We start from the raw sequence: 11,568 nt of genomic DNA on the forward strand, positions 1-11,568 counted from the left end.
TGAACCATGGTCAAACTCTTCGATGTAAGTTTGATGATCGTGAATTAAACTTCGTAATGAATTACGTGTTCACTCAGAGACTTGGTATTCATTTTACGTCCGAGGACGTTAAGAATCCATGTCGCTTTGCGTGCCCACCCCGATAGTCTGATAAATTGTTTAAGGGCAGTGCCGCTTCGTTTTTCGCTGCGGCGCGGGTTGTGCATACTACGCTTTCCCGCTTCAGAGTCAAGCGATTATTTCGCGCTTTTCTCTGCTGATTCGGCGGCTTGCTTGCCGTTGTTCCGTGTCAGTGGAGGCGCATTATAGGCAGTTCTTCGGAGCTGGCAAGTATAAAGTGAAAATTATTTATCGACCGCTCACTTTCCAGGCAACTCCGCATTTGGATCTCTATTTTTGCCTGGTTTTTAAACAAAAACGAGCCCTCCGGGGGCTCGTTTTTGCGTTTTGTGATTTACTGCACTGCCACAATGCGATCGTCGTTAGCTTCCAGACGGATAACTTTGCCCGGAATCAGCTCCCCAGAGAGGATCTGCTGTGCCAGCGGGTTTTCGATCTGCTGCTGGATAGCACGTTTTAATGGACGCGCACCGTATACCGGATCGTAACCATTCTCGCTCAGCAGCTTCAGCGCATCGTCGGAAATGTGAATTTCATACCCACGCTCTTCCAGACGTTTATAGAGACGCTGCAGCTGAATCTGCGCAATCGAGGCAATGTGTTTCTCACCCAGAGGATGGAAGACCACCACTTCATCAATACGGTTGATGAACTCAGGACGGAAGTTATGGCTCACCACCCCGAGCACCAGGTCCTTCATATGGCTGTAGTCCAGTTCACCGAAACGTTCCTGAATCAAATCAGAACCCAGGTTCGAAGTCATGATGACAACCGTATTACGGAAGTCGACCGTTCTCCCCTGCCCGTCCGTCAGACGACCATCATCCAGTACCTGTAGCAGAATGTTGAACACATCCGGATGCGCTTTTTCCACCTCATCCAGCAGGATGACGGAATAAGGACGACGGCGCACTGCTTCCGTCAGGTAACCGCCTTCTTCATAACCAACATAACCAGGAGGCGCACCGACCAGACGTGAAACGGAGTGTTTTTCCATAAACTCGGACATATCGATACGCACCATCGCATCGTCACTGTCGAACATAAAGTTAGCCAGCGCTTTGCACAGTTCGGTTTTACCGACGCCGGTTGGCCCCAGGAACAGGAACGAACCAATCGGGCGATTCGGATCGGAAAGCCCTGCGCGACTACGACGGATAGCATTCGATACCGCTTCAACCGCCTCGTTCTGCCCAATCACACGATTATGGAGATCCTGTTCCATACGCAGCAGTTTTTCACGTTCGCCTTCAAGCATGCGCGCCACCGGAATCCCGGTCCAGCGAGCAAGCACTTCAGCAATTTCCGCATCCGTCACTTTATTACGTAACAGACGCATCGTTTTACCTTCCGATTGCGTCGCCATCTGAAGCTGTTTTTCCAGCTCAGGAATTTTGCCGTACTGCAGTTCAGACATGCGCGCCAGATCGCCCACACGACGAGCCTGCTCAATGGCAATTTTTGCCTGTTCAAGCTCAGCTTTGATTGTTTGAGTGCCAGACAGGGAAGCTTTCTCGGCTTTCCACTCTTCTTCTAACTCAGAATACTGGCGCTCTTTATCATCCAGCTCTTCATTAAGCATATCCAGACGCTTTTTACTCGCTTCATCAGACTCTTTTTTCAGCGCCTGCTGCTCAAGCTTGAGCTGAATGATCCGGCGATCGAGTCGGTCCAGCTCTTCTGGCTTGGAGTCAATCTGCATACGAATACTGGAGGCCGCTTCGTCGATAAGGTCGATCGCTTTGTCAGGCAGCTGTCGGTCAGCAATATAGCGATGCGACAAGGTAGCAGCCGCCACGATGGCCGGGTCAGTAATCTGCACATGGTGGTGCAGCTCATAGCGCTCTTTCAGGCCACGCAGGATCGCGATGGTATCTTCCACTGACGGTTCAGCCACAAACACTTTCTGGAATCGACGTTCCAGAGCAGCATCTTTTTCAATGTACTGACGATACTCATCAAGCGTGGTGGCGCCCACGCAGTGCAGCTCGCCGCGAGCAAGAGCGGGTTTCAGCATGTTCCCGGCATCCATGGCACCATCGGCTTTACCTGCTCCCACCATCGTGTGCAGTTCGTCGATAAACAGAATGACGTTGCCTTCCTGTTTCGCCAGATCGTTGAGCACGCCTTTTAAGCGTTCTTCAAATTCGCCGCGGTATTTGGCCCCGGCCACCAGCGCGCCCATATCCAGTGCCAGTACACGGCGGCCTTTCAGACCCTCCGGCACTTCACCATTGACGATACGCTGGGCAAGCCCTTCCACAATAGCCGTTTTACCGACGCCCGGTTCACCAATCAGCACCGGGTTATTTTTGGTACGGCGCTGCAGAACCTGAATGGTACGGCGGATCTCTTCGTCACGGCCAATGACCGGGTCAAGCTTGCCCTGTTCCGCACGCTCAGTCAGGTCGACCGTATATTTTTTCAATGCCTGACGCTGATCTTCAGCACCCTGATCGTTCACGCTCTCACCTCCGCGCATTTGTGCAATCGCCTGCGTCACATTGGCGGTAGTTGCGCCAGCTGTTTTCAGCAGGTCGGTCAAGGTGCCACGTGATTCAAGCGCCGCCAGAACAAAGAGCTCTGACGAAATAAAGTTGTCGCCGCGTTTCTGCGCCAGTTTGTCGCACAGGTTTAATACGCGAACCAGATCCTGAGACGGCTGAACATCTCCGCCTGTGCCCTCTACCTGCGGTAAACGGCTCAGCGCCTGATCGATGGCTGTGCGTAACTGGCCCGCATTAATGCCGGCAGATGTCAATAAAGGACGTACCGATCCCCCTTCCTGATTCAGTAAGGCGCTCATTAAATGAAGAGGTTCGATAAACTGATTGTCGTGCCCCAGTGCGAGAGACTGGGCATCGGCGAGAGCAAGCTGGAATTTATTAGTAAGACGATCCAGACGCATAACTCCTCCCATAACAGGTCAAAATTGCTACTGGAGATTAAATGAGGTCATCCCTCAATTATTCAAGGTGAATGACCTGAATTATGCGAAAAGAAAACGGCGCGTACCGGATCGTCTTGATTCTATAGGTTATATCAGCCAAATGAAACTTGCCATACGCCCGGTAGTCTTGTCGCGGCGATAGGAAAAGAAATCATCGTTTTCGGTGAAGGTGCAGCGATCGCCGCCGTAGATCTGGCTGATACCGACGCGGGTCAGGCGCTGGCGGGCAAGCTGGTAAATGTCCGCCATATACTTATCCCCGGCCGGAAGAAAAGCGCTCTGCGCCTGCGGATCGTGCGCCATAAAAGCGTCACGCACCTCCGGCCCCACTTCAAAAGCCTGTGGGCCAATGGCCGGGCCAAGCCAGGCGATGATGTTATCCGCGCCGTCGGCAAAACAGGCGACGGTCTCTTCCAGTACGCCGGCGCACAATCCGCGCCAACCGGCATGGGCGGCGGCCACTTCTGTGCCCGCACGGTTGCAGAAAAGCACCGGCAGACAGTCAGCAGTCATGACGGCACAAACCGTGCCCGGAGTATTGCTGTAAGACGCATCGGCACGTTTCGAGGCATACGGTTCACCGGTGAGACGAAGCACAGCGGTACCATGTACCTGTTCAAGCCAGACCGGTTTTGACGGCAACTTGCCTGCCGCAAACAACCGCTTACGATTCTCTTCAACGTGATCGAGGTTATCGCCACAGTGAGCGCCCAGGTTCAATGATTCCCAGGCCCCCTCACTCACGCCGCCGATACGGGTTGAACTGCAGGCCGCCACACCTTCTGGCGCAGGCCACTCCGGGACAATCAGTTTGGTCATAACCAGTCCACGTCATCCTTATGTTCTTCAAAATCGGCACGCATCGCGTCGATAAGATCCACCATATCCTGTGGAATTGGCGCATGCCATTCCATCTCAATGCCGGTGATCGGATGGTAGAGACGTAGCATGGTTGCGTGCAGGGCCTGGCGGTCGAATTTACGCAGCATCGCGATAAATTCGTCAGACGCCCCTTTCGGTGGACGCGGACGACCACCGTACAGCTGATCGCCCACCAGCGGATGGGTGATATGGGACATATGCACACGGATCTGGTGCGTACGGCCCGTTTCCAGACGCAGACGCAGACGCGTATGAATGCGGAAATGCTCCATAATGCGGTAGTGCGTGACGGCCGGTTTACCCATCGGGTGAACGGACATGTGGGTACGCTTGGTCGGATGGCGACTGATAGGCTGCTCTACCGTGCCACCGGAGGTCATATGCCCAATAGCAACCGCTTCGTATTCACGGGTGATTTCACGCAGCTGCAGGGACTCCACCAGACGCGTCTGCGCCGGAATGGTCTTGGCAACGACCATCAGGCCGGTGGTGTCTTTATCCAGACGGTGAACGATCCCCGCACGCGGTACGTCCACAATAGGAGGATAGTAGTGCAGCAGGGCGTTCAGTACAGTGCCGTCAGGGTTACCTGCGCCAGGGTGTACAACCAGATCGCGCGGCTTGTTAATAACCAGGATGTCGTCATCTTCATAGACGATATTCAGCGGGATATCCTGAGGCTCAAAACGGACTTCTTCTTCGATATCAGCATTGATGGCGACCACTTCCCCACCCAACACTTTCTCTTTTGGCTTGTCCCAGATCTTGCCATTTACCAGCACGCGCTGGTCAAGAATCCATTCTTTTATGCGTGAACGCGAATAATCAGGGAACATTTCGGCCAAAGCCTGATCTAAGCGTTGTCCGAGCTGTTTTTCGGAGACTGTTGCGGTGAGTTCTACTCGTTGTGCCATAGACTGCTTCTTCGTTTAACGTTGGGTTTTACGGCTTTGCCGTTTAATATAGTGTGCTATTGTAGCTGGTCTTAATCGGGAGCAGGAAAGAGATTCTCCCGGACAAACATTTGAGGAAAGTCAAAACGTCATGACGCGCATGAAATATCTGGTGGCAGCGGCCACGTTGAGCCTGGCTTTGGTAGGCTGCTCCGGTTCGAATGAACAGGTCCCTGACAATCCGCCGAATGAAATCTATGCGACTGCTCAGCAAAAGCTGCAGGACGGTAACTGGAAACAGGCGATAACGCAACTGGAAGCGCTGGATAATCGCTATCCATTTGGCCCGTACTCCCAGCAGGTACAGTTGGATCTGATCTACGCCTACTATAAAAATGCCGATCTGCCACTGGCCCAGGCGACGATTGATCGCTTCATGCGTCTGAATCCGACCCATCCGAATATTGACTACGTGATGTATATGCGCGGCCTGACCAATATGGCGCTGGATGACAGCGCGCTGCAGGGCTTCTTTGGTGTGGATCGCTCCGACCGCGACCCGCAGCACGCCCGCGATGCGTTTAATGACTTCTCTAAACTGGTTCGCGGCTACCCGAACAGCCAGTACGTAACGGATGCCAGCAAACGTCTGGTGTTCCTGAAAGACCGTCTGGCGAAATACGAATACTCTGTGGCGGAATACTATACCCGTCGTGGTGCATACGTTGCCGTCGTGAACCGCGTCGAAGGCATGCTGCGTGATTATCCGGATACTCAGGCAACGCGTGATGGCCTGAAGCTGATGGAAAACGCCTATCGCCAGCTGCAGATGACCTCCCAGGCTGACAAAGTGGCGAAGATCATCGCCGCGAACAGCAGCAGCTCCTGATCGTCCAGTAGAATGCAAAACGGCAGCCTCAGGGCTGCCGTTTTTTTTATCCATTTCCGCATCAAGCTGAACCGGTTTAGCCTGCACGAATCCTATCAACTATGGCCGCAATTTGTCGCTTCGACAAGGTAAATGTTACGTGTTCCTGTCCTGCCTCACAAAAAGAATCCGTTGACAAAAAGTGACATAAAAATGTGATTTACATCACACATTTTGACATTAGGAACGGTATGCTGGACTCACCAAGACGGGAAAGACAAGAGGTAAAATTTATGACAATGAACATTACCAGTAAACAAATGGAAATTACTCCGGCAATCCGCCAGCACGTCGCAGACCGTCTCGCCAAACTGGATAAATGGCAAACACACTTGATTAACCCACATATCATTCTCTCTAAGGAGCCACAGGGTTTCATCGCTGACGCAACTATCAATACTCCAAACGGCCATCTGGTCGCCAGCGCGAAACATGAGGATATGTACACCGCCATCAACGATTTGATTAACAAGCTGGAACGGCAGCTCAATAAAGTGCAACACAAAGGTGAAGCCCGTCGCGCCACAACATCGGTGAAAGACGCCAGCTTCGCAGAAGAAGTTGAAGATGAGTAATCCTTTACATTGAGTCTATCGCCAACGCGCCTTCGGGCGCGTTTTTTATTGACAGGGTGAAAACAGTACGGGTACTTTAAGTCTGTCTTCTGAAGGAATTTTCCATGACCATTAAACCGTTTTTCTTCGCATTCTTTTTTACCTTCCCCTGATTGGGAGGCGTTTCGTCGTGTGATAAAGAATGCGAAGACGAACAATAAGGCCTCCCACACCGGGGGGCCTTTTTTATTGATAACGATAAATGACAAAGGCAACGCTATGACACCGGAAAACCCGTTACTAGATCTGCGAGATAAGATCAGCGCTCTGGATGAAAAATTGCTTTCACTACTGGCCGAACGCCGTGCGCTGGCCGTTGAGGTCGGAAAAGCAAAGCTGGCTTCACATCGTCCGGTACGCGATATCGATCGGGAGCGCGACCTGCTGGAACGCCTGATTAACCTTGGTAAAACGCACCATCTGGATGCGCACTACATTACCCGTCTGTTCCAGCTGATTATCGAAGATTCCGTTCTCACCCAGCAGGCGTTGCTGCAGCAGCATCTGAACAAAACTAATCCGCACTCGGCGCGTATTGCCTTCCTGGGACCAAAAGGGTCCTATTCCCACCTCGCTGCACGTCAGTATGCTGCCCGTCACTTCGAAGAGTTTATTGAGAGCGGCTGCGCGAAGTTCGCCGATATTTTCAATCAGGTAGAAACCGGCCAGGCAGATTACGCTGTCGTGCCGATTGAGAACACCAGTTCCGGTGCCATCAACGACGTTTACGATCTGCTCCAGCACACTACGCTGTCGCTGGTCGGCGAGATGACGATCCCGATTGACCACTGCGTACTGGTTTCCGGAACGACTGACCTCGACAAGATCGAGACGGTCTACAGCCACCCACAACCTTTCCAGCAGTGCAGCCAGTTCCTGAACCGCTATCCGGGCTGGAAAATTGAATATACCGAAAGCACGTCAGCCGCGATGGAGAAGGTCGCACAGGCCAACTCCCCCACCGTTGCCGCGCTCGGCAGCGAAGCGGGCGGGGCGCTGTATGGCTTACAGGTGCTGGAGCGCAACCTGGCCAACCAGACGCAAAACATCACCCGTTTCATCGTGCTGGCGCGTAAAGCAATCAACGTCTCCGATCAGGTGCCGGCCAAAACCACCCTGCTGATGGCGACGGGCCAGCAGGCCGGCGCGCTGGTTGAGGCTCTGCTGGTACTGCGCAATCACAATCTGATTATGACCAAACTGGAATCGCGCCCTATTCATGGCAACCCGTGGGAAGAGATGTTCTATCTCGATATCCAGGCCAACCTGGAGTCTGCGTCCCTGCAGAAAGCCCTGCGTGAACTGGGTGAGATCACCCGCTCCATGAAGGTGCTGGGATGCTATCCGAGCGAAAACGTCGTCCCGGTCGATCCGGCTTAACGCGCGATAAATGGGCCTTTTTTCACTCCTGCCACGCTGACGGGCAGGGTGAAAATGGCGCCGGAAAGAGGATATGCCGCCACCTCCTGTGCGTCCATGTTCTCACGGGTGGTGGTAATAAACAGCGTCTGCATATCATCGCCCCCAAAACAGACCATTGTCGGACAGCGCACCGGCAACCGGTACTCTTCCAGCTGTTCGCCCTGCGGTGAAAAACGGGCGATCCGCCAGCCGTCAAACAGCGCGCTCCAGTAACAGCCCTCCACATCCACCGCCGCGCCGTCCGGGATCCCCTCCCCCGGCTGGAACCGGCGAAAGACTTCCCGTTTACCCGGTTCGCCCTGCTCATCCAGCGGCGTACGGTAGATCACCGCATTGGGCGTGTCTGAGGTGTACATCCAGCGCCGGTCATCGCTAAAGGCCAGCCCGTTATGGCCGTGGATATCACACTGGATCACCTCCGGCGTCAGGTCGTTATCGATACGCATCAGCAAGGCGCCGTTATAGTCCCCCGGAGCCCAGAATGTGCCCGCGTAAAAGCGGCCGAAATGATCGGTTCCCCCGTCATTAAAGCGTGCCAGCTGCGGGTTCGACGGATTATCACAAACTTTTCGTTGTAGCAGCCCATGCTTATCCGCCAGCCAGATGCCCGTGCGCATGGCGACAATAAAGCCCCCATCCTGACGCAGCGCGAAGCACCCCACCTCTTCATGGAAGGATAAAACGCTGTGTTCACCCGTCGGCAGATGGTAGCGGTGGATCTCGCCTTCCAGAATATCCGCCCAGTAGAGCGCGCTTTCTGCTTCGCTCCAGGTGGGGCACTCTGGTAAGTGCCCCGTATAGTCAAACAAAACGCGTGGTTCAGCCATGACAGTTCCCCAAAATAAAAAAAGCCAGCAGTGCTGGCTTTCAGTATATACATCATCAGATTACTGGCGACTGTCATTCGCCTGTCGGAGCAAAATGCGGCTCTCGCTCTGGAAACGCTGGGCGTAATCGCCAAACCAGTGCTCGACCTTGCGGAAGCTGTCGATAAAGGCCTGCTTATCGCCCTGCTCCAGCAGCGTAATCGCCTCACCAAAACGCTGGTAGTAACGTTTGATCAGCGCCAGGTTATTGCCCGAGGACATAATGATATCCGCATAGAGCTGCGGATCCTGGGCAAACAGTCGTCCGACCATCGCCAGTTCAAGACGATAGATAGGAGACGACAGCGACAGCAGCTGCTCAAGCTGAACGTTCTCTTCCGCCAGGTGCAGGCCATACGCGAAGGTTGCGAAGTGACGCAGCGCCTGGATAAAGGCCATGTTCTGGTCATGCTCGACGGCACTGATCCGGTGCAGTCGTGCGCCCCATACCTGAATCTGCTCCAGGAACCACTGGTACGCTTCTGGCTGGCGGCCATCACAATAGACGACTACCTGCTTCGCCAGACTGCCGCTGTCCGGGCCGAACATCGGGTGCAGCCCCAGCACCGGACCACGGTGTGCGGCAAGCATCGCCTGCAATGGACCATTTTTTACCGAGGCGAGATCGACCAGAATACAGTCATCCGGCAGCGGTGGCAGTCGGGCAATAATCTCTTCGGTGATGTGGATCGGTACGCTGACAATGACCATACCCGCATCGGCCACCATCGCCTGCGCCCGGGTCCAGTCCTCTTTTTCAAGGATGCGGACCTGGTAGCCTGAGAGCGTGAGCATCTTCTCGAAGAGACGCCCCATCTGCCCGCCGCCACCGACAATGACCACCGGGCGCAGCGTCGGACAAAGGGTTTTAAATCCCTTGTCGTTTTCGCTGGAATACGACTCGCGCATCACCCGGCGCAGTACATCTTCTATCAGGTCCGGCGAGACGCCCAGCGCCTGCGCCTCTTTGCGCCGGGAGGCCAGCATGGAGGCTTCGCGCTCCGGCACGTAAATCGGCAAGCCATATTTACTTTTGACTTCACCTACCTCGGCGACCAGCGCCATGCGGCGCGCCAGCAAATCCAGTAGCGCCTTATCTACCTCATCAATTTGATCGCGCAGGGCGGTCAATTCAGCAACCATAACAAACCTCTTAAGCCAGACGCGTCGCCAGCTGGCCGTTCAAATCTTTGTGGATCTCACGCAGCAGCGCATCGGTGGTTTCCCAGCTGATGCAGGCATCCGTAACAGATACCCCGTATTTCATGGTGCTGCGCGGCTGCTCAGATGACTGATTGCCTTCATGGATGTGGCTTTCAATCATCAGGCCAATAATCGAACGGTTGCCATCTTTGATCTGCGCGACGACGGATTCCGCCACCGCAGGCTGACGACGGTAATCTTTATTGGAATTACCATGACTGCAATCTACCATCAGCGCCGGGCGCAGTCCTGCCTGTTCCATCTCTTTTTCACACTGCGCCACATCTGCCGGGCTGTAGTTAGGCGCTTTGCCGCCGCGCAGGATAACGTGTCCGTCCGGGTTGCCCTGGGTCTGCAGCAGGCAAACCTGGCCCGCCTGGTTGATGCCGACAAAACGGTGCGGCATGGCAGCGGCACGCATAGCGTTGATGGCTGTGGCCAGGCTGCCGTCTGTTCCATTTTTGAAACCGACCGGCATGGAGAGGCCAGAAGCCATTTCACGGTGCGTCTGAGACTCGGTCGTACGCGCCCCGATTGCCGACCAGCTAAAGAGATCGCCCAGGTATTGTGGGCTGTTCGGATCCAGCGCTTCTGTCGCCAGCGGCAGCCCCATGTTCACCAGCTCCACCAGAAGATTACGCGCAATCTTCAGACCGGCTTCCACATCAAACGAGCCATCCATGTGCGGATCGTTAATCAACCCTTTCCAGCCGACAGTGGTACGAGGTTTTTCAAAATAGACGCGCATGACCAGGTAGAGGCTATCGCTGACCTCCTCGGCCAGAGCTTTAAAACGATGGGCATATTCGATGGCAGCTTCAGGATCATGAATAGAGCACGGACCACATACCACCAGCAGACGCGGATCGCGCCCGGCGATGATGTCGGAAATGGTCTTGCGGGAGTGCGCGATTTGCGCCTCCTGCTCAACGCTCAGCGGAAATTCCGCTTTCAGTTGATCCGGAGTAATCAAAACATGTTCATCAGTAATATGTACGTTATTCAGCGCGTCTTTTTGCATGATTGCGGTCCTGGAAGCTCGTTTGCGATAGTGGTTTCCTCACTGAGGAAGCCCAACGATATCACATCAAGTAAAGATTTCAATCCAAAATGCGTAAATAATAGTTTACAACACCTCTTTTCAAGCAAAAAATACCTGATTAAGGTGTAACGTAAAAATTACAGAATAGATTCTTATCGCCAGGCTATGCTCAATGGAAAAAGGAGAATGCCTTATGCGCCTGACCGTTATCCCGCTTTTGGGTCTGCTATTAACCGCTTGTCAGATTGATCCTTACACTCATCAGCCTCACTGGACCGGCACCGACTGGTATGGTGCGGGGAAAGAAGACGCGATGGACGGCGTGGCCGTAAAATCCCGTGAAACGCTTGCCGCTAATTTTAATGACCCTAAGGTGGACCGCCCGGCCTATCTCAAAGGATATAAAGAGGGACAAAAGAAAATATGCCAGGAAAATTTTGTTTACGCCTGGGGATTAGCCGGTCGAATATTCCCCGCCAGCTGTGATACCGCTGAAAACGCCACTCAGCTCCGCACCGCCTGGCAGCAGGGTATGGATGAAGGTACAAAAGCCAGCCGTTTGAATTAATAACCTCGATAGCTCCTTTTTAAATTAAGGAGCCAGGATTTTACTTAAGCTCCTTAATATCAGCGCTACGTAATGACGAT

At 53.8% G+C, this 11,568-nt stretch carries 11 protein-coding genes and 1 other annotated feature; of the genes, 5 read left to right on the top strand and 6 right to left on the bottom strand.

Annotation, left to right across the window (positions count from 1 at the left end; all coding sequences use genetic code 11):
* Nucleotides 1-454: 454 nt before the first annotated feature.
* The 3 genes from clpB to rluD form a co-directional block, all read right to left on the bottom strand.
* Entirely contained in the window at nucleotides 455-3,028 is a 2,574-nt protein-coding gene (gene clpB, locus B3X29_RS14925; protein WP_103180772.1) for an ATP-dependent chaperone ClpB, read from the bottom strand.
* A 129-nt stretch (nucleotides 3,029-3,157) separates the two neighbouring features.
* A complete protein-coding gene (yfiH, locus tag B3X29_RS14930; protein WP_156655044.1) occupies nucleotides 3,158-3,889 on the bottom strand; it encodes a purine nucleoside phosphorylase YfiH in 732 nt (243 codons plus the stop codon).
* Nucleotides 3,886-4,866, bottom strand: coding sequence for a 23S rRNA pseudouridine(1911/1915/1917) synthase RluD (gene rluD, locus B3X29_RS14935; protein ID WP_103180774.1), 981 nt, complete (start codon nucleotides 4,864-4,866; stop codon nucleotides 3,886-3,888). The genes yfiH and rluD overlap by 4 nt, the downstream gene beginning before the upstream one ends.
* Nucleotides 4,867-4,996: 130 nt before the next feature.
* On the opposite strand from rluD, the gene bamD reads away from it, so the two are divergent.
* The 4 genes from bamD to pheA all read left to right on the top strand — a co-directional run bounded on the left by bamD (nucleotide 4,997) and on the right by pheA (nucleotide 7,767).
* Entirely contained in the window at nucleotides 4,997-5,734 is a 738-nt protein-coding gene (bamD, locus tag B3X29_RS14940; protein ID WP_103180775.1) for an outer membrane protein assembly factor BamD, read from the top strand.
* A 272-nt stretch (nucleotides 5,735-6,006) separates the two neighbouring features.
* On the top strand, nucleotides 6,007-6,348 hold the full coding sequence (gene raiA / locus B3X29_RS14945) for a ribosome-associated translation inhibitor RaiA (RefSeq protein ID WP_032613238.1): 342 nt from the start codon (nucleotides 6,007-6,009) through the stop codon (nucleotides 6,346-6,348).
* 103 nt (nucleotides 6,349-6,451) lie between these two features.
* Nucleotides 6,452-6,577 (top strand) — a sequence feature (Phe leader region).
* A complete protein-coding gene (locus B3X29_RS14950; protein ID WP_193312005.1) occupies nucleotides 6,453-6,500 on the top strand; it encodes a hypothetical protein in 48 nt (15 codons plus the stop codon). Its footprint overlaps the feature before it by 48 nt.
* Before the next feature lie 29 nt (nucleotides 6,578-6,606).
* Nucleotides 6,607-7,767, top strand: a complete 1,161-nt coding sequence (gene pheA, locus B3X29_RS14955) for a bifunctional chorismate mutase/prephenate dehydratase (protein ID WP_103180776.1) — start codon at nucleotides 6,607-6,609, stop codon at nucleotides 7,765-7,767.
* Here pheA and B3X29_RS14960 read toward each other — a convergent pair.
* From B3X29_RS14960 to aroF, 3 genes are read right to left on the bottom strand one after another with little or no spacing between them, the layout of a single operon-like run.
* Entirely contained in the window at nucleotides 7,764-8,636 is an 873-nt protein-coding gene (locus tag B3X29_RS14960; RefSeq protein ID WP_103180777.1) for an SMP-30/gluconolactonase/LRE family protein, read from the bottom strand. The genes pheA and B3X29_RS14960 overlap by 4 nt on opposite strands.
* 60 nt (nucleotides 8,637-8,696) lie before the next feature.
* Entirely contained in the window at nucleotides 8,697-9,818 is a 1,122-nt protein-coding gene (gene tyrA / locus B3X29_RS14965; RefSeq protein ID WP_103180778.1) for a bifunctional chorismate mutase/prephenate dehydrogenase, read from the bottom strand.
* Between the two features lie 10 nt (nucleotides 9,819-9,828).
* Nucleotides 9,829-10,899 (bottom strand): 3-deoxy-7-phosphoheptulonate synthase AroF, encoded by a 1,071-nt coding sequence (gene aroF / locus B3X29_RS14970; RefSeq protein ID WP_103180779.1) that lies wholly within the window; start codon nucleotides 10,897-10,899, stop codon nucleotides 9,829-9,831.
* Nucleotides 10,900-11,113: 214 nt separating this feature from the next.
* Between aroF and B3X29_RS14975 the strand changes: the two genes are divergently transcribed.
* Nucleotides 11,114-11,488: a DUF2799 domain-containing protein gene (locus tag B3X29_RS14975; protein ID WP_103180780.1), complete on the top strand. Its 375-nt coding sequence runs from the start codon at nucleotides 11,114-11,116 to the stop codon at nucleotides 11,486-11,488.
* Nucleotides 11,489-11,568: the final 80 nt, after the last annotated feature.

Source organism: Leclercia sp. UBA5076 (genome assembly GCF_002416465.1).
Taxonomy (GTDB): Bacteria; Pseudomonadota; Gammaproteobacteria; order Enterobacterales; family Enterobacteriaceae; genus Enterobacter.